Source organism: Pseudomonas sp. MYb118, from assembly GCF_040947875.1.
Lineage (GTDB): Bacteria > Pseudomonadota > Gammaproteobacteria > Pseudomonadales > Pseudomonadaceae > Aquipseudomonas.
The window spans coordinates 2159368-2177617 of sequence record NZ_JBFRXN010000002.1 but is presented as its reverse complement, the minus strand read 5'-3'; the positions used below and the strand labels follow the sequence as shown (position 1 = coordinate 2177617).

At 64.0% G+C, this 18250-nt stretch carries 19 protein-coding genes; 6 read left to right on the top strand and 13 right to left on the bottom strand.

Features of this window, described 5'->3' with window-relative positions; translation table 11 throughout:
* Positions 1–10: 10 nt before the first annotated feature.
* Genes ABVN20_RS15920 through ABVN20_RS15900 form a run of 5 tightly spaced genes read left to right on the top strand, consistent with a single transcriptional unit; the run spans position 11 to position 4218 of the window.
* A complete protein-coding gene (locus ABVN20_RS15920) occupies positions 11–601 on the top strand; it encodes a hypothetical protein (RefSeq protein ID WP_368557716.1) in 591 nt (196 codons plus the stop codon).
* Positions 598–1794 (top strand): beta-ketoacyl-[acyl-carrier-protein] synthase family protein, encoded by a 1197-nt coding sequence (locus tag ABVN20_RS15915; protein WP_368556662.1) that lies wholly within the window; start codon positions 598–600, stop codon positions 1792–1794. The genes ABVN20_RS15920 and ABVN20_RS15915 overlap by 4 nt, the downstream gene beginning before the upstream one ends.
* On the top strand, positions 1791–2264 hold the full coding sequence (locus ABVN20_RS15910; RefSeq protein ID WP_368556661.1) for a hotdog family protein: 474 nt from the start codon (positions 1791–1793) through the stop codon (positions 2262–2264). The genes ABVN20_RS15915 and ABVN20_RS15910 overlap by 4 nt, the downstream gene beginning before the upstream one ends.
* Complete coding sequence (gene fabG / locus ABVN20_RS15905) at positions 2261–2989, top strand: 3-oxoacyl-ACP reductase FabG (protein ID WP_368556660.1); 729 nt, start codon at positions 2261–2263, stop codon at positions 2987–2989. Before ABVN20_RS15910 ends, fabG begins: the two co-directional genes overlap by 4 nt.
* On the top strand, positions 2989–4218 hold the full coding sequence (locus ABVN20_RS15900; protein WP_368556659.1) for a beta-ketoacyl-ACP synthase: 1230 nt from the start codon (positions 2989–2991) through the stop codon (positions 4216–4218). Before fabG ends, ABVN20_RS15900 begins: the two co-directional genes overlap by 1 nt.
* Positions 4219–4965: 747 nt before the next feature.
* Here ABVN20_RS15900 and ABVN20_RS15895 read toward each other — a convergent pair.
* Positions 4966–5865, bottom strand: coding sequence for a LysR substrate-binding domain-containing protein (locus ABVN20_RS15895; protein WP_368556658.1), 900 nt, complete (start codon positions 5863–5865; stop codon positions 4966–4968).
* Between the two features lie 120 nt (positions 5866–5985).
* On the opposite strand from ABVN20_RS15895, the gene ABVN20_RS15890 reads away from it, so the two are divergent.
* Positions 5986–7260: an MFS transporter gene (locus ABVN20_RS15890; RefSeq protein ID WP_368556657.1), complete on the top strand. Its 1275-nt coding sequence runs from the start codon at positions 5986–5988 to the stop codon at positions 7258–7260.
* 33 nt (positions 7261–7293) lie between these two features.
* On the opposite strand, the gene gspM is transcribed toward ABVN20_RS15890, so the two are convergent.
* The 12 genes from gspM to gbpA form a co-directional block, all read right to left on the bottom strand.
* Entirely contained in the window at positions 7294–7728 is a 435-nt protein-coding gene (gene gspM / locus ABVN20_RS15885; RefSeq protein WP_368556656.1) for a type II secretion system protein GspM, read from the bottom strand.
* On the bottom strand, positions 7725–8831 hold the full coding sequence (gene gspL, locus ABVN20_RS15880) for a type II secretion system protein GspL (RefSeq protein WP_368556655.1): 1107 nt from the start codon (positions 8829–8831) through the stop codon (positions 7725–7727). The genes gspM and gspL overlap by 4 nt, the downstream gene beginning before the upstream one ends.
* Positions 8828–9679, bottom strand: a complete 852-nt coding sequence (locus tag ABVN20_RS15875; RefSeq protein ID WP_368556654.1) for a type II secretion system protein GspK — start codon at positions 9677–9679, stop codon at positions 8828–8830. The genes gspL and ABVN20_RS15875 overlap by 4 nt, the downstream gene beginning before the upstream one ends.
* Positions 9676–10218, bottom strand: coding sequence for a type II secretion system protein GspJ (locus ABVN20_RS15870; RefSeq protein ID WP_368556653.1), 543 nt, complete (start codon positions 10216–10218; stop codon positions 9676–9678). Before ABVN20_RS15870 ends, ABVN20_RS15875 begins: the two co-directional genes overlap by 4 nt.
* Positions 10211–10594 (bottom strand): type II secretion system minor pseudopilin GspI, encoded by a 384-nt coding sequence (gspI, locus tag ABVN20_RS15865; protein ID WP_368556652.1) that lies wholly within the window; start codon positions 10592–10594, stop codon positions 10211–10213. The genes ABVN20_RS15870 and gspI overlap by 8 nt, the downstream gene beginning before the upstream one ends.
* Positions 10587–11054 (bottom strand): type II secretion system minor pseudopilin GspH, encoded by a 468-nt coding sequence (gspH, locus tag ABVN20_RS15860; protein WP_368556651.1) that lies wholly within the window; start codon positions 11052–11054, stop codon positions 10587–10589. The genes gspI and gspH overlap by 8 nt, the downstream gene beginning before the upstream one ends.
* A 3-nt stretch (positions 11055–11057) precedes the next feature.
* Positions 11058–11513: a type II secretion system major pseudopilin GspG gene (gene gspG, locus ABVN20_RS15855; RefSeq protein WP_368556650.1), complete on the bottom strand. Its 456-nt coding sequence runs from the start codon at positions 11511–11513 to the stop codon at positions 11058–11060.
* A 3-nt stretch (positions 11514–11516) separates the two neighbouring features.
* Complete coding sequence (gspF, locus tag ABVN20_RS15850; protein ID WP_368556649.1) at positions 11517–12719, bottom strand: type II secretion system inner membrane protein GspF; 1203 nt, start codon at positions 12717–12719, stop codon at positions 11517–11519.
* Positions 12720–12722: 3 nt separating this feature from the next.
* On the bottom strand, positions 12723–14189 hold the full coding sequence (gspE, locus tag ABVN20_RS15845) for a type II secretion system ATPase GspE (protein WP_368556648.1): 1467 nt from the start codon (positions 14187–14189) through the stop codon (positions 12723–12725).
* Positions 14186–16114 (bottom strand): type II secretion system secretin GspD, encoded by a 1929-nt coding sequence (gene gspD / locus ABVN20_RS15840; protein WP_368556647.1) that lies wholly within the window; start codon positions 16112–16114, stop codon positions 14186–14188. The genes gspE and gspD overlap by 4 nt, the downstream gene beginning before the upstream one ends.
* 8 nt (positions 16115–16122) lie before the next feature.
* Positions 16123–16632: a type II secretion system protein N gene (locus ABVN20_RS15835; protein WP_368556646.1), complete on the bottom strand. Its 510-nt coding sequence runs from the start codon at positions 16630–16632 to the stop codon at positions 16123–16125.
* 91 nt (positions 16633–16723) lie between these two features.
* Complete coding sequence (gene gbpA / locus ABVN20_RS15830) at positions 16724–18190, bottom strand: N-acetylglucosamine-binding protein GbpA (protein ID WP_368556645.1); 1467 nt, start codon at positions 18188–18190, stop codon at positions 16724–16726.
* Positions 18191–18250 lie beyond the last annotated feature (60 nt).

Sequence of the window (18250 nt, the reverse complement as noted above, 5' to 3'; positions counted from 1 at the left end):
CTCAAGCCGCATGAAACACCCTACCTGTAGGAGCGAGCTTGTCTCCGGGCGGCGTTCCGACGATGGCGGCGTGTCAGTCAGCAAATTATTCGGATGGGCGATCGCCATCGCGAGCAAGCTCGCTCCTACAGGGATCCTTGCTGCGCTCCTGTTGCTCAGCGCCTGCACCAGCCGCGCGCCGATGCCCGAACTGGCGCCCAACCTGCCGCTGCCCCAGCAACTGCACATCCAGCGCCAGGAGGACGGTCAGCGCCAGGACTGGGTGCTGGTGATCGCCCGTGAAGGCCAGGGCATTCGCTGGTCGATGATGGACCTGCTGGGCATTCCGCAGGCCCGCCAGAAACTGATCGACGGCCGATGGCAGGCCGACGGTTTGCTGCCTCCCAACCCCGAGGCGCGCGAGCTGTTTGCCGCACTGGTGTTCGCCCTGACGCCCGGCGATGAACTGCCGGCCAACTACCCCGATGCCTGGCAACATGGCGCCCAACGTTCCCTGCCCGAATACTGGGACGTGCGCTACACGCAACCCCTGAACTTTGAACTGAAACTGCCCAAGGGGCCGACCTATCAGGTCACGCCGCTGACCGGTGAGACGCCATGACCGCCTACCTCAACGCCCTCGGGGTGATCTGCGCCCTGGGCCGGGACAAACAGCAGGTCGCCCGCAACCTGTTCGCCGGCGATTGCTCCGGCATGCGCAGCGAGGCCGGCTGGGTGCCGGAGCATTCGATACCGGTGGCCGCCGTGCAAGGAGCATTGGCAGCGATCCCGCCTGAAATGGCATGGCAAGCCAGCCGCAACAATCAACTGCTGCTGGAAGCGGCGTTGCAGATCCAGGGCGACATCGACCGCGCCATCCACACCTATGGCCGCGAGCGCATCGGTGTGGTCCTGGGCACCAGCACCTCGGGCATCGACGAAGCCAGCCGTGGCCTGGCCCATTACATCGGCGAGCAGCAATTTCCGGCCGACTACGATTATCAGCAACAGGAACTGGGGGCGCCGGCGAATTTCCTCGCCGACTGGCTGCAATTGAGCGGCCCGGCCTACGTGATTTCCACCGCCTGCACTTCCAGCGCCCGGGCATTGATGAGCGCTCAGCGCCTGCTGGACCTGGGTGTATGCGATGCGGTGCTGTGCGGCGGTGTCGATACCCTGTGCAAACTGACTCTCAACGGCTTCTCGGCGCTGGAAGCGGTCTCGGCGCAGCGCTGCAACCCGTTCTCGGTGAATCGCAACGGCATCAACATCGGTGAAGCCGCGGCGCTGTTCCTGATGACCCGGCAGGCCAACGACACACCGTCGATCGCCCTGCTCGGCAGTGGCGCCAGCTCCGACGCCCACCATATTTCCGCACCGGAACCGACCGGCCGTGGCGCCCTGCAAGCCATGCGCAAGGCCCTGGCCCGGGCGCACCTGCAACCCGAACAGATCAGCTACCTGAACCTGCACGGCACCGCGACCCCTCACAATGACGCCATGGAAAGCCAGGCGGTGACCACCCTGTTCACCCAGGGCGTGCCGTGCTCCTCGACCAAACCGATGACCGGCCACACCCTGGGCGCGGCGGGTGCGCTGGAAGCGGCGTTCTGCTGGCTGAGCCTGTGCGCGGACAACCATCGGCAAGCGCTGCCACCCCATGTCTGGGACGGCCAGCAGGACCCGGAACTGCCCGCCTTGAAGTGGGTGACCCCGACCGATCAACTGACGTCCATTGCACCTCGCTACCTGATGAGCAACTCCTTTGCCTTCGGTGGCAATAACGTCAGCCTGATTATCGGAGACGCCCCATGATTGACTGGCCGCTCGCCGAGCTGCTGCCCCACGCGGGCGACATGATTCTCATCGATCAGGTCCTGGCGTTCGATGCCGAGCAGATCCACACGCGCCTCACTGTCAAACCCGGCCTGTTCAGTCGCCCGGACGGCGGGCTGCCGGCATGGGTGGGCATCGAGCTGATGGCCCAGAGCGTCGCCGCCTTCGCCGGTTGCCATGCCCGCCAACGCGGCGATGCCGTGGAGTTGGGCTTCCTGCTGGGCTCGCGCAAATTCGAATGCAACGTCGATCATTTCCCTGCCGGCACCGAACTGACCATCCACGGGATTCGTTCGCTGGAAGACGACAACGGCATGGGCGTGTTCGAATGCCACATCAACGCCCCCGGCATTCACGCCACCGCTCGTCTGAATGTGTTCCGTCCACCCCAGGCCGAGCAATATCTGCATGAAACACCTCAAAGCTCTTCACAAGGAACCTCGTCATGACTGAATCCGTACTGGTCACCGGTTCCAGCCGTGGCATCGGCCGCGCCATCGCCTTGCGCCTGGCCCAGGCTGGCCATGACATCGTGCTGCACTGCCGCAGCGGCCTGGCAGAGGCCGAGGCGGTGAAGGCGGAGATCGAAGCCCTCGGCCGCCAGGCCCGCGTCCTGCAATTCGACGTATCCGACCGTGCCACGTGCAAGGCCATCCTGGAAGCCGATGTCGAGGCCCACGGCGCCTACTACGGCGTGGTGCTCAATGCCGGCCTGACGCGTGACGGTGCATTTCCGGCGCTGAGCGAGGATGATTGGGATCAGGTGATGCGCACCAACCTCGACGGTTTCTACAACGTGCTGCACCCGGTGATGATGCCGATGATCCGTCGTCGCGCCGCCGGGCGAATCGTGTGCATTACCTCAGTGTCCGGTTTGATCGGCAATCGCGGCCAGGTCAACTACAGCGCCTCCAAGGCCGGCCTGATTGGCGCCGCCAAGGCACTGGCGATCGAGCTGGGCAAACGCAAGATCACCGTCAACTGTGTCGCCCCCGGCCTGATCGACACAGCCATGCTCGACGAGAACGTGCCGGTGGAAGAACTGATGAAAATGATTCCCGCACAGCGCATGGGCACCCCCGAAGAGGTGGCCGGCGCGGTGAACTTCCTGATGTCGGCGGAAGCGTCCTACATCACCCGCCAGGTGCTGGCCGTCAACGGAGGCCTGTGCTGATGAAACGCGTGGTCGTCACCGGCATGGCCGGCATCACTTCGCTGGGCAGCGACTGGGCCACCATTGCCGCCAACTTCGCGAGTAACCGCAGCGGCATCCGCCGGATGGATGAGTGGGACCGCTTCACCGAACTCAACACGCGCCTGGCCGGGCCGGTCGATGATTTCAAGGTGCCGGGGCACTGGACCCGCAAGCAGCTACGCAGCATGGGCCGGGTTTCGCGCCTGGCCGTCGGCGCGGCGGAACAGGCATTGGCCGACGCTGGCTTGCTGGGTGACGAGTCGATCAAGGACGGACGCATGGGCGTGGCCTGCGGTTCGTCCACGGGCAGCACCGACGAGATCAAGGCGTTCGGCAACATGCTGCTCAACTCCGTCGCCGAAGGCCTCAACGCCAACTCCTACGTGCGCATGATGCCGCACACCACGGCAGCCAATATCAGCATCTTCTTTGGCCTCACCGGCCGGCTTATCCCGACTTCCAGCGCCTGCACCAGTGGCAGCCAGGGCATCGGCTACGCCTATGAAGCGATCAAGTTCGGACGCCTGCCACTGATGCTCGCCGGCGGCGCCGAAGAGTTGTGCCCCACCGAAGCCATGGTGTTCGATGCGCTCTACGCCACCAGCCTGAAAAACGACGCCCCGCAGACCTCGCCGCGCCCTTATGACAGCGGCCGCGATGGCCTGGTGATCGGTGAAGGCGGCGGCATGCTGGTGCTCGAAGAACTGGAACACGCCCTGGCGCGCGGCGCGCATATCCACGCCGAACTCGTCGGTTTCGGCAGCAACGCCGACGGCCAGCACACCACCCGCCCGGAACAGGCGACCATGCGCCGGGCCATGGAGCTGGCCCTGGAAGATGCCGGTCTGCCGCCGTCGGCCATCGGCTACGTCAACGGCCACGGCACTGCCACCGAACAGGGCGACATCGCCGAAACCCTCGCCACCAGCAGCCTGTTCGGCGAGCACATGCCGATCAGCTCGCAGAAGAGCTTCCTCGGCCACACCCTCGGCGCCTGCGGCGCGCTGGAATCGTGGTTCAGCATCGAAATGATGAACCGCGACCTGTACGCCCACACCCTCAACCTCGACGAAGTAGACCCGCACTGCGGCAAGCTCGACTACCTGCGCGGCGAGTTCCGCCAGATGCACAACGAATACGTGATGAACAACAACTTCGCCTTCGGCGGAGTCAACACCTCGCTCATCTTCCGCCGCTGGCCCTTGTAGGAGCGAGCTTGCTCGCGATGGCGGCCCGAACACCGCGGGGTATCAGACTGCCCGCGTCATCGTTGACGACCATCGCGAGCATGCTCGCTCCTACAGGGTCTGCTGCATGGCCAAATACGCGGTGCACACCGTAACTGTGGGAGCGGGCCTGCCCGCGATGGCGGTGTCCGGGCCGCCATCGCGAGCAAGCTCGCTCCTACAGAAACAGAACCACGATCTCACAGGCGACGCAGATTGCCCCGTCGGAAGGCCGAGTGGAGGTTCTGCGCAGTGGGCAACCCGGCATGGATGCCGGGTTAGCCGCCCTCGGCCAAGGATGGCCGATGGCGGCGCGCCCACGGAGCAGGACCGGAGCGAGGGAACCCGGAGCGCCAGCGAAGGGCCGTACGTCAGGGGCCGGGCGTTTTGGTGACTTTGGCGCCCCAAAGTCACCCGCCGTAAGGGCGGAACCAAAAGCAGGCGCACCCGCAAAAACAGATATGTACACCCGTCAGGCCGCCATCGCGAGCAAGCTCGCTCCTACAGGACTTCAAAGTCACCCGCAGTAAGGGCGGAATCAAAAGCAGCCGCGCCAGCAGCAACGGATATGTACACCGGAAGGCCGCCATCGCGAGCAAGCTCGCTCCTACAGGACTTCAAAGTCACCCGCAGTAAGGGCGGAACCAAAAGCAGCCGCGCCATCAGCAACGGATATGTACACCGGAAGGCCGCCATCGCGAGCAAGCTCGCTCCTACAGGGGATATTACTCAGGGCTTGAGCGGTTCGACCTTGGTCAGCAATTCGACAAACGCTGTCGCCATCGGCGAAACCTGCCCCTTGCGCTGGGCCAGCCACACCGCCGACATCGCCCCGGGGTCGAGCAACGACCGATACACCACGCCATCGATACGCATGCGCTGAAAAGACGCCGGCAGCACCGACACGCCGAGGCCGGCGGCCACCAGCCCGATGATGGTCATCGCCTCACCAGCCTCCTGGGCAAAGTTCGGGCTGAATCCCGCCTCCCGCGCCAGGCTCAACAACTGCGCGTACAAGCCGCTGCCATAACTGCGAGGGAAAAACACAAAGGGCTCGTGCGCCAGGGCAGACAGAAACAGGCCGTCTTCACTGCCGAGCGCCAGCGGATCCTTGGAACTGAGCACCGCCACCAGGGGTTCGCGCGTCAGTTCGACGACGCTGAGCGAATCGGGCAAGCCGAGCGGGCGCATGATGCCGATCTCGATCGAGCCATCCACCAACGCTTCGGCCACCTGGGTACTGCTCATTTCCCGCAGGGTCAAATGCACCGAAGGAAATTGCTGGCGGAAGGTGAAAATCGCCTGGGGAATGGTCGAGTTGAACGGTGCCGACGAGGTGAAACCGATCTTCAGTTCTCCCAACTCACCCAACTGCGCCCGCCGCGCCACATCGGCGGCTTTATCGACCTGCGCCAGCACCAGCCGCGCTTCGTCCAGGAAAAGCCGGCCGGCTTCGCTCAGCTCGACCCGACGATTGGTGCGTTCGAACAGGCGCGCACCGATGTCCTGTTCCAATGCCTGGATCTGCTGACTCAGCGGTGGCTGCGAGATGCCCAGCATCTGTGCCGCGCGGCCGAAATGCAGTTCTTCGGCAACGGCGATGAAATAGCGCAGGTGGCGCAGTTCCATGAAAGCTCCAATAGGTCGTAAAAGCTCTTAAACAGGTCGAACAATATATTGGATTGAATCATTAGCCGGCTATATGCTTTTTTCATTGCCTGACCGGCTGTGCCCCCCAAGAGGTCTGAAGTGAAAACTGCTGTCGCTCCACTCGCCCATGAAGTGCCTCCCGCCCCTACCGGCGATGCCGTCGCCGAGCTCAAGGAAATCTACATCGAAAAAGGCACACCGATGTTCATGCGCACGGTGTTGGCGTTGTTTTGCGGCGGCTTTGCCACCTTCGCGCTGCTGTACTGCGTGCAGCCGATGATGCCGCTGCTGTCCCACGAGTACGCCATCAATGCGGCGCAAAGCAGCCTGATCCTGTCGGTGGCCACCGGCATGCTTGCCATCGGCCTGCTGATCACCGGGCCGATCTCTGACCGGGTCGGGCGCAAGCCGGTGATGGTCACCGCCCTGACCGCCGCCGCGCTGTGCACCATTGCCAGCGCGATGATGCCGAGCTGGCACGGCGTGCTGCTGATGCGCGCATTGATCGGGCTGTCGCTGAGCGGTCTGGCGGCGGTCGCCATGACTTACTTGAGCGAAGAGATTCACCCCAAGCACATCGGCCTGGCGATGGGTCTGTACATCGGCGGCAACGCCATTGGCGGGATGAGCGGGCGCCTGATCACCGGGGTGTTGATCGACTTCGTCAGCTGGCACACGGCGATGCTGGTGGTCGGTGGCCTGGCGCTGATCCTGGCGGCGGTGTTCTGGAAAATCCTCCCCGAGTCGCGCAACTTCCGCGCCCGCTCGCTGCACCCGCGCAGCCTGCTGGACGGGTTCACCATGCACTTCAAGGATGCCGGCCTGCCGCTGTTGTTCCTCGAAGCCTTTGTGCTGATGGGTGCGTTCGTCACTCTGTTCAATTACATCGGCTATCGCCTGCTGGCCGAGCCGTATCACATGGACCAGGCGTACGTCGGGCTGCTGTCGGTGGTGTACCTGTCGGGCATCTACAGCTCGGCAAAAATCGGCGCCCTGGCCGACAAGCTGGGCCGTCGCCAGGTGCTCTGGGCCACCATCGCACTGATGTTCGTCGGTCTTGCCCTGACCCTGTTCACCCCGGTGCCGGTGGTCATCATCGGCATGCTGATCTTCACCTTCGGCTTCTTCGGCGCCCACTCGGTGGCCAGCAGCTGGATCGGCCGCCGCGCCATCAAGGCCAAGGGTCAGGCCTCGTCGCTGTACCTGTTCAGCTACTACGCTGGCTCGAGCATTGCCGGGACCGCCGGCGGCGTGTTCTGGCACCTCGGCGGCTGGAACGGCATCGGCCTGTTCATCGGCGCGCTGCTGGTGGTGGCACTGCTGGTCGCGCTGAAGCTGGCCAAACTGCCGCCATTGCCGGGCACCACCCTTTAGCCCGAGTTATCGTTGGCGACGGTTCGACACTCGCTATTTGAGCACTGCCCGCGCCTCCAGCAGCGTGTCGCGCTTTTCCAGGGTCAGCGATTGCAAGGCCGCGCCCTCGCGCTCGGCACGGTCCAGCCATTGCAACAGCGTTTTCGCGTCACCGCTGACGGTCAGGCGCAGCAGGTCGTTGTCGCTGTCCATCTGGTGCAGTTCGAGCCCGGCCGTGCTGGCGCTTTCGCTGACGCGCAACGACAGCGGCTGATCGGTGGCGGGGGCAACCGCTGGGCTTTGTGCCTGTGCGCGTTGCAGCTGCGTCGCCACGGTCAGTTGCCGTTGGTACTGGCGCTCGGCACCCTCCAGGCGCTGGCGGGTCGGTTGCCAGATCAGGCTGTACGCCGCGATGACCAGCAACAAGGCGCCCGTCACCAGCAGCAGGCGTTGCTCTCGAATGGCCAGGCGTTGCCAGGCAGCCTTCATGGTGTGTCCTCCACGGTCAGCGTCGCCTGCACGCGGTTGCCCTCCTTGTTCGCACTGTCGAGCCTGACCGGCATGCCTTGCTGGCGCCCGCGCTCGCGCAATTGTTCCAGCTCGGCAAAGCTGTTGGCGGTCAGTTGGAGTCTCCAACCGTCGCCTGCCCGGTACTCGATACGCCGGACTTCGACCGGACTCGCCCCCACCACTTGCTCGATCAGATTCGACAACCCGTCGATACGCGTTTTCTGTGGTTCAGCAGCCTGGCTTTGCAGCACTTTGAGCTGTGTCACCAGATCAACGATGCGAGTCTGATCCGGGTAAAGCGTGGTAAATCGCTGTTCGTTCTGGCTGGCGAGCCGCCGGGTTTCGCCGTCGAGAAACTCGATCCGCGAGGCGCTGGCACCCCAGGTCAGCAACAGGATCGTCAACAGCGCCAGCGCACCAAGGCGCCACGACAAGTGCTGGCGGCGCGCCGCGAAAGGACCTTGCAGCAGGTTGATCGCCTGCGGGTGATCGAGGGTCAGGCACGGGTCGATGTCGACCGCATCGTGGCGCTCGTCGATCCACCGGGTATCCGCAGGCAGCAACGGTCGGAGCACCGCCAGGCCCGCGTCCTCCATCGCTACGCGGGCCGACGCCCCCGCGCCCACCAGCCACCGACCGAACCAGCGCACCACCACCGGCCCGGTGCCGGGCAGGACATCAGCGTCGACAAACACCGAGCGCACTTCGATACCCGAGTCCTCCAGCAAGGCGAGCACCTCGGCAAAACGTACTCGATTGATCACCATCACCGGATAACGCCCTTCACGGTCACGAGCCCCGATCCCCAGATGCAGGTTCTCGATGGCGTCGGCCAGTTGGTTTTCCACGGCAAAGGCAATGGCTTGCGCACCGGGATGACGTTTGGTCGGCCACGGCTCCGTGCATACCCAACTGCACAGTTCCATGGGCAGCAGCAGATCGACGGCCTGCCCATCGAGCGCCTGCGCGGCCTCGCTCAACGACATGGGCCGGCGTTGTCCGGCGGGCGACCACAGGCAGCAGGGCCATTGAGTCGAGGGACTGACCAGGCCTTCGGCGGTCAGGTAAAGCCAAGTGTTCATTGCGGCATCTCATGGACAATCGGAGGAAGAAGACGACGTTGCAGGACGCGGTATTGGTGCGTGTCGGGATCGCGCTCGACATCGGTGGCCAGGCGCAGCCGGTTTTGTCCCTGCACGACCTGCACGGTGATGCGCAACCAGCGACTGCCGACGCCCAGACCCTGGCTGCTCAGGCCGACACCGGCGAGCAAAGGGTCCTGAGTGAAGGCCCGGGGCGTGGCCCAGGCCGTGGTTGAACGCTGCAGGACCAGCGCCTCGGCAGTCGCCGCATCGACGTCACCCAACACCCTCAACAGCAGCGCTGGAGCGGTGTTGACGTTAAGAACGGCGTCGCTGGGCAACAACGCGACCCAGGGCTCCAGTTGACGCAAGACTTGCCCGTCAACGCCCGGCAAAAGTCGCAACTGGCTCAGTTCCTTCAAGGCGCCCACCTGACTCAATTGCAGCGGTGCCAGCTCAAGCCGCTCAAGCAAACGGTCCCAGCGAGCGCGAGTGACCTGATCGACTCGCCCCGGTCTTAACAGGGCATTGAGATTGAACCGCCCGGCAAGGTCTTCGATCTCGACCCGCAGTTGCACACCTTCGATGTCGGGGGCGGCGGTCATGCGCGACCAGGGCTGAGTCAGGTCGATGGTTTTTGCCGCTAACCCGGCGGTCTCGCGCAATTGCAGCAACGCCCAGCTTTCGCCGGACAGCGCGAGTTGGCGCAAGTGCACCTGCTGCACGGTCTGGCCGCTGCTTTGCAGCGCCAGGCGATGACTGCGCAGCAAGCCACTGGTGATCAGCAACGCCAGACTCATGACCAGCAACACACTGATCAATGCGATACCTCGCTGACGCCTGTTCATGGCGACGCCCCAGGCAACAGCAACACCCGCCGGATCCTGTCGAAACGGCCCACCGACAGTTGTAGTTCCAGGGCCAGTGGCGGGTTCGCATCGTCAGCGGCCGTCCCATCACCCCGCCAACCGACGCGTTGATCGAACAGACGCCAGCTCAGCCCCGTGACATTCTCGAGCAGTTTTTGCCGCTGCACGACCGACGTGCCCTCACCCAGGCTTTCACGCCACAACACACCGTTGTCGAGTCGATAGGTCAGCGTTTGTCGCTCGCTGCGCGGCTGGTCCAGGGGGTTACGCCAATGACTGCGCTGCATGCGCAGTTGCCGCGCCTGGATAACCACCGGCGGCTCGCTGACGTGCATCACATCGCGCTCGATCACCGCCAACGCGCGTTGCAGGCGGCGGAACGCCTGCTCATGGGCCGTGGTGCCTTGCTGCACACGCACGACACCGTCGAACAATCCCCAACTGGCCAGCCCGAGCAAAGCGAATATCGCCATGGCGATCACCAGTTCCAGCAAGGTGAACCCGGCTTGCCTATTCATGGCGCGTGGGCATCCAGGCACTGGCGCGGTACAGGGTCGATTCGCCAGCGGACAGCCTGACCTCGATATCGACTTTCAACAATCGCGGGTCCGGCGATGCGCTGATCTGCTGGCGCAGCAGCCAGTCGCGGCGATCCATGTGCAGCACGCGTTGCTGCTGGCCCGGCGCCAACGAAGATTGCAGGCGCAGCTCGTTCAGTTGGTTGTCCGCCAGCCAGGCGGCGAAGAGTCGCGCTTCGACCGTGGTGGTTTGCCTTGCCACGTATTGGCTGGCCGAGAGCACGGCCGCCGCCAGTGTCGAGAAGACCATCAGGGCGACCATGATTTCCAACAGGGTAAAACCGCGTCGGTGCGCCCACGACAGCCCCTCAACCATCGACCAGCGCCTCGCCCAGGCCATCGCTCGACAGCCTCAGCAGCATGCGACCGGCGACCATGAAAGTCAGCGTGAAGGCACTGCTTTCATCGCTGCTGAGCATGAGCAATTGCGGCAACCCTTCGTCGTCCCCCAGGGGCAGGGCCTGCCCTTCCTGTTCGAAGGACAAGCGCAGATTGTCCGGCCATGGATAGAACCCGGCCGTCGGTTCCCACACCTGCGCCTGGAGCTGCATCACGCGATAACCGACGTCACTGAGGCGAATGCCATATTCCTCGCCATTGAGCACGGCGCGCTCACGCAGCCGCTGGATCATGCCGGCCAACTCCTGCGCTTCTTGTCGGGCCTGGCGCAATGGGTTGGGCGCGGCCACCAGGCTCATCATGCCCAGCAGCACGCCGATGATCACGATCACGATCATCAACTCGAGCAAGGTGAAACCCCGGCAGCGCTGGCGCATCAATCAACCGCCCCAATTGCCGATATCCGCCGCATGCCCTTCACCGCCGACCGCGCCATCGGACCCCAGGGAATACAGGTCGAAGCTGCCGTCGATCGACTGCACGCCGGGGTTGAGAAACTGATAAGGCGTCCCCCACGGGTCCACCGGCAGGCTCTTCAGGTAGCCCTGGGGGTTCCAGTTCCTCGCTGCCGGCAGCCCCGACGGCCGTTTGCTCAGGGCCTCCAGCCCCTGTTGCGTCGAGGGGTAGTGGAAGTTGTCGAGGCGGTACATTTCCAGCGCAGTGGCAATCGCCTGGAGATCGACTTTCGCCGCGGTGACCTTGGCCTGATCCGGCCGACTCATGAACTGCGGCACCACGATGGCGCCCAGCACACCGATGATCACGACCACCACCATGATTTCAATCAGGGTGAAGCCACCTTGCCGGCGAGACGGGTTGTTGCTTGGAGACTGCATGGTTCAATTCACCAATTGGTTGAGGCTGAGAATCGGAAGCAGGATGGCCATGACGATCAGCAGCACGACGCCACCCATCAGCACCAGCATGGCCGGCTCGAAAAGACTCACGACCAGTGCAATACGCGCCGCCAGGCTGCTCTCCTGTTGCTCGGCAGCCCGCACCAGCATGTGGTCGAGTTCGCCGGCGCGTTCGCCGCTGGCGATCATGTGCAGCATCATCGGCGGTATGTCGCCGCTGAGTTCCAGGCCCCGGGTCAGCGTTCCGCCTTCGCGCACGGAACGGGCGACATCGACCATGCGCGCGCGGATGGTCAGGTTGCCGATGACCGCGGCGGCAATTTCCAGTGCGTCCACCAGCGGTACCGCACTTTTGCCGAGAATCGCCAGGGTGCTGGCGAACCGCGCGGCTTCCATCGCCCGCAGCACTTCGCCCACGATCGGCAACCGCAATGTCAGGCGATGCCAGCGCAGGCGCCACACCGGTTGGCGCAGACTCCAGCGGCAGCCGCCGATGAGTACCGCCAGCACGCCCATCAACGCCAGGAAGTGTTCGCGCAGCCCCTCGCTCAGGCCGATCAGCGCCTGCGTCAGCCAGGGCAGTGGCTGACCGCTGTCGATGAAGATCTTCACCACATCGGGCACCACGTAGCCGAGCAGGAAACCCACGATTGCCACGCTGGCGAACATCAGGATCAGCGGGTACACCAGCGCCATCTGGATTTTCTGCCGCGAAGCCTGGCGAGCCTGGGTGTACGCCGCCAATTGCTCCAGCACCTGGCCCAGGTGCCCGGAGCGTTCGCCGGCGGCAACGGTGGCGCGAAACAGCTCGGGAAACGCCCTGGGAAACTGGCCCAATGCGCTCGACAGTGCATGCCCTTCCATCACCCGGCCGCGGATCGCCGACAGCAGGCCCGCCACCTTGCGCCTGGCGCTCTGCCGGGCCACCGCGTCCAGCGCTTCCTCCAGAGGCAGGCCGGCTTGCACCAGCGTGGAGAGCTGCAACGTCAACAGCGCCAGTTGCGCCGCCCCCAGGCGTGCGCCGCGCGGTCGCGTGGCGCTGCCGGTGCGCACCTCGTGCAACTCCAGCGGCCACAGACCGCGCTCGCGCATCAATTGCCTGGCATGGCGCGGGCTGTCGGCATCCAGTCGCCCCTTGCAGCGTCGTCCCTGGCCGTCGTCGGCGTGATAATCGAACGTCGGCACCGGCTACTCCTCCCGGGTCACACGCAACAATTCGTCGAGGCTGGTCACGCCATCCAGGACCCGCTGGCGACCGTCCTGGAACAGACTGCGCGACACCTGCCGCGCCTCATCCACCAGCGCCTGCTCACTGGCCCCCTGATGAATCAGCGCCGCCAGGGCCGGCGTGACACTGATCAACTCGTAGATGCCGACGCGGCCGCGATAACCGTGCTGGCACTGATCGCAGCCCACGGCGCTGAACAGTTGCGTCCCCCCGTCCACGCCCAGACGCTGGCAGGTCGCTGCGTCAGCCTGATAAGGGGCCTTGCAGTGCGGGCACAACGTACGCAGCAGGCGCTGAGCGAGAATGCCTACCAGCGATGACGCCAGCAGGTAGGCATCGACACCCATCTCCACCAGCCGTGTCACCGCACCGGCGGCACTGTTGGTGTGCAGGGTCGACAGCACCAGATGCCCAGTCAGCGAGGCCTGGACAGCGATCTGCGCAGTTTCGCGGTCGCGGATTTCACCGACCATCACCACGTCCGGATCCTGGCGCAGAATCGCGCGCAAGCCACGGGCGAAGGTCATGTCCACTTTCGGATTGACTGGCATCTGGCCGATACCCGGCAGGTGGTATTCGATGGGGTCTTCGACCGTGAGAATGTTGCGCGTCTGGTCGTTCAGACTGCTCAGTGCCGCGTACAGGCTGGTGGTTTTGCCGGAGCCGGTAGGGCCGGTCACCAGCAGAATGCCGTGGGGCCTGGCCAGTAAATGCTGCAGAGTCGCGAGGCTGTCTTGCGGCAGGCCCAGGCGCTGCAAATCCAGGCGCCCGGCCTGTTTATCCAGCAGACGCAGCACCACCCGCTCGCCATGGGCCGAGGGCAGGGTCGACACCCGCACGTCGACTTCATGCCCGGCCAGGCGCAACGCTATCCGGCCATCCTGCGGAATGCGCTTTTCGGCGATGTCCAGGCGCGCCATGACTTTGATCCGCGACACCAGCAACGTCGCCAGCTCCCGCCTGGGCCTGAGCATTTCGCGCAATTGCCCGTCGACGCGCATGCGCACCGACAGGGAATGTTCGAAGGTTTCCAGGTGGACGTCGGACGCCTGTTCGCGCACGGCTTCGCTGAGCAACGCGTTGATCAACCGGATGATCGGCGCATCGCCCTGCTGCTCCAGAAGGTCAGCGGTCTGCGGCACCTGATCCACCAGGCTGAGCAGGTCGAGTTCGTCGTCGAGCCCCTGGGCAACCTGCTCCGCCGCGCTCTGGCCGTCACGGTACGCCGTGGCCAGGCAGGCGGCGAACGCGTCGTCATCCAACACTTGCAGCGGCAATTTCCGCCCGCACAGGCGATAGGCTTCCGACAACGCCGTCAGCGGCGTATCGGCTCGCAGCACCAGGTTTGGCCCGCTGTCCCCGAGCACCAGCAGCACGCCCGAGCGCCGGGCAAAACCGAAGGGTAATTGATCGACCGGTTCGCTCATGGCGCCGCCCCTGTGGGGGTGCGTAAATCGAACACCGGTTCATCGACGGGCTGGTCGAACAACTGCCGCGCCTGCGCCGGCAACAGCAACGAGTTGTTTTCGTTCGCGCCGGGCTGGCTCAGGTTACGCAGGGCGTTGTAGCGCTGCTGGCTGACGTCGGCCAGGTCTTCCTTGCTGCGCACGATGGTCGGCCGCAGGAACACCATCAGGTTGCTTTTGGTTTGCGTGTCGCGACTCCAGCGAAACAGCGCGCCCAGGTAGGGAATATCGCGCAGCAACGGCACGCCGCTGCGCTGGGTCCGCACGCTGTCGCGGATCAGCCCGCCGATGACGATGATCTCTCCGTCGTCGGCGAGGATGGTGCTCTTGAGTGCGCGCTTGTTGGTGATCAGGTCGGAGGAATCAATGCCGCTCACCGAGGGGGCAATGTCCGAGACCTCCTGCTCGACTTCCAGTCGCAGGGTCGAACCCTCGTTGATGTACGGTTTGATCTTCAGGCTGATGCCGACGTCCTTGCGCTCGACCGTGGTGAACGGGTTGTCCGCACCGTTGTTGCTGGTGGCATAGGAGCCGGTCTTGAACGGCACGTTTTGCCCGACGATGATTTCCGCCTGCTGGTTGTCCAGGGTCAGCAGGCTCGGCGTGGACAGCAAGTTGCTGTGGGTATTGCTGGCCAGCGCCGAGATCAAGGCGCCGAAACGGTCAGTGCCCAGTTTCAGGATCGCACCTTCCGGGGCAACTCTTTTGCCGTCGAAGGTCAGCCCACCGACGATCGGTACGTCAGTGCCGGGGAAGTTGATGAAACCCTTGATGTCGCCGGTGCTCAAGCCCCATTGGACGCCGACGGTTTCTGCGATATCGCCGGAAATCTCGACGATGGCGGCATGGATCAGTACTTGCGAACGCGGCTGGTCCAACTGACGCACGATGTTTTCCAGGGTGCGCACTTGCGCCGGCTCGGCGATCACCACCAGCGCGTTCTGGCTTTCGTCCGCCTTGACCATGAACGCAGCACCGGAAAGGTTATCCCGGGCACTGCCCAGGGCCGACGCCTGCTTTCGGCCCTGCCCCATCACTTCCAGAATCTCGGCCAGTTGCCTGGCGTCGCTGTGGCGCAAACGAATGACCCGGGCATTGTCGACGGACGCGGTGGCCGGTGTGTCCAGGCCACGCGCCAGGTCGATCAGACGCTGGCGGACCGCAGGCGGGCCGATGAAGATCAAGCGGTTGGTACGGCTGTCGGCCAGTACCTGGATCGCTGAATCGGCGTTGCGCTTGCCCAGGGTGGACTCAATGATCGTGACGACGTCCACGGCCTGGGCATGTTGCAGTGGCATCACCGAGTGCAGGTTGTTCTGCCCCGAATCCAGTTGGCGCACGACGCTGGCGATGCGCTGCACATTGGCCGACGTATCGGTGACCACCAGCGCATTGGCCGACACCGACGGGCCGACATAACCGTTGACCGAGACCAGCGGACGCACCAGCCCGGCGAGGTCGGCGGCGTTGCTGGTGTTGAGTGCGATGACCTGCGTGACGAACTGCGAGGCCGTGGTGGTTTTTGCCGTGCCAAGGCCGGCACGGGTTTTCGCTTCCGTGACCGGGGTGATGAGAATCCGGTCGCCTTCGTCGATCACGGTGAAATTGTGTGCATCGAGCACCGAGTAAAACAGACGACGTACGCCCTCACGGTCGAGGGCCTGGCGCGACATCACGGTAATGCGCCCCGACACCCGTGGATCGAGCACCACGGTCGTGCCGAGAATGTCTGACATTTCTTCGACGATGTCCCGCAACTCGGCGTTGTTCATCGCCAGTTGCCATTGTTCTTCCTGGGCCTGCGCCTCACCGGGAAACAACACAGTCGTCAACGCCGCAAGAAAAAGGAGGGCACGCAAAAGCTGCGTGCCGTTGAAGCTGTTCATCGGTGTAATCACTCTGACGGCCCGTCATGCGGGCGTAGATAACGCGTGGAAATGCCGGGTGTCGGTACCTGGGTCGCGGCGTCGAGGCGATTGAGCAGGCGCACAGCCGACATCTGCAGTGTCAGCACCTCTTCGCGCCCCTTGTTCCACAGCACCGCCTGATTGGCCTCGACACGCCGCAGGGTGCTGCCGCCCGGCAACTGATCGCCCACCTGATAAATGCGCGCGCCCTGCGCGTCGGCCAGCAACGCCTTCGACAAGCCGCTGCCGACGACAAAACTGGCCAGCAACGTCAGGGGTTCGGCACTGCGTTGCAACGCCGTTTCAGCCGTCAGCCCGAGCACGGTGACGATGGCCGTGGGATCGAGTGGCCTGGATGGCTCAAGTGTCGGCACTGACGCGGCCTCGAGTCGCGGCGCGGCCAGGCCTGCGCGAAAGTCGCGCTCCTGCCACAGCAGAAACCCCGTGTAGAGCACGCAGATCAACAACAGGCACACGGTGCAAAGTCGCCCAATCATCGAGACCGTCCTGCAAACTTTTCCATGAATCTGGAAACCCCGAACTTCAGGCGATCCGTGGGTGGACCGCCTGAAGCACTACATGACGGGCTTAGCGTTTTTCCCAAGCCATGTGCCAGTGCGCACCCACACCCGGCTCAAAGCCATTGGCGCTTGGCGAGTACTGCTTGCAGTAGCCGGATTCCGGGAATGGCTTGCATTCGAAGACCTCGTTGGTCTTGGGTTGCAGCACCTTGGTGCCCGCGGTGTACTCGGCAAGCCCATCGGGGAACACGAAGTCATGCTCGACGCCCATGCCCTCGCCCGTCATGAGTGTCGGCCGGGTATCCTGGCGCGTGGTGCGGCCATCCAGCGTGGTGCCCACCAGGGTCAGGGTGTGCTTGCCCGGGTTGCTGCGCACATCCATGATCAGGTTGGTCGCACCGCTGTCGACCTTGGCCGAGACGTTGCCGACCGGCTTGTTGTTTTCGTCGAACAGGGTCGCTTCGACGTTCATCTTGCGGTTGGCGATGATGCCGAAGTCAACCTTGGCCAGACCTTTGTCCAGCACGTACTCAGGCCGCTGGGACGCCACCGACATACGCGCTGCGGCGTCTTCTTTCATGTCCAGCTGGACTTCGTAGCGGGTGACACCACTGTCTTTCTGCGCGTACAGGGTGTTGTTGCCACGCACAGGTTCGATGTTGCCGTTTTCGTCACGGATGCCGGCGCGGATCAGCGTGTGAGTGCTGTTGATCTTCTCGGCCAGTTTGTAAGACCAGTTGTTCGGCGTCCCGTCTTCGGCCTTGTCGATGGCGATTTCCACGCTGTAGTCCGGGCTCTCGCCGTTGGCGGAGAAGGCACGGGCCTTGACCTTGTCGCCCACCAGCAAAGGCGTCGACGGTGCGATGCCGCCCACCGACGACCAACCGCCCGGCAATTCCGGTTCGGCGATGATGTTCACGTCGGTTGCGTTGTAGAACGCCGCGTCGGTATCGCCGACGGTCCAGACGGCCAGAATCACATGCTGGCCGGACTTGTCGGTCGGGATCGTGCAGTTGTGTTTGGCGCCCGAGACAGGCAACTGGTGCGCGCCATCGACGCTGCAGAACGGGGTACTTTCGAAGGACGCGCGCTTGAGCGGCTCGTTCGGGTTCCAGCCGTTACGCGTGATGAAATATTCATGCTTGGTGGCTGGGTGGGCGGCGGTATAGCGCCATTGGAAATCAATGTTGCGATCCTTGATTTCGGTGAGGTGCCACCGGGTAGCCGATTGGGCATCCAGTGCGGAGAACAGCGGGATGCCGCCGCTGGCGATCTTGCCATCGACCGGTCCCTGGCCAGGCGCGCCACCCACACCGGCCGGGAAACCCTTGAAGGTTTCGCCGACGCTTTGCGGTTCGTACTGCGCACCACCACAGTTGGTGTTCACGCCTTTCTGGCACAGCAGTGCACGCGAAGGCGGCACTTCAAGATAGCCATGGGCGGAAGCGGTTTGAGAGGCCAGCATTGCCGATAACAGGATCATCGAGGAGGTGCAGGCCGTCAGCGCACCGCCTTTGTATAGCGTTCTTTTCATGGTTTTTGTTCCAGACTACTTATTCATAATCGAGACGCCTTGTGGGCGTCGCTGCTCGTC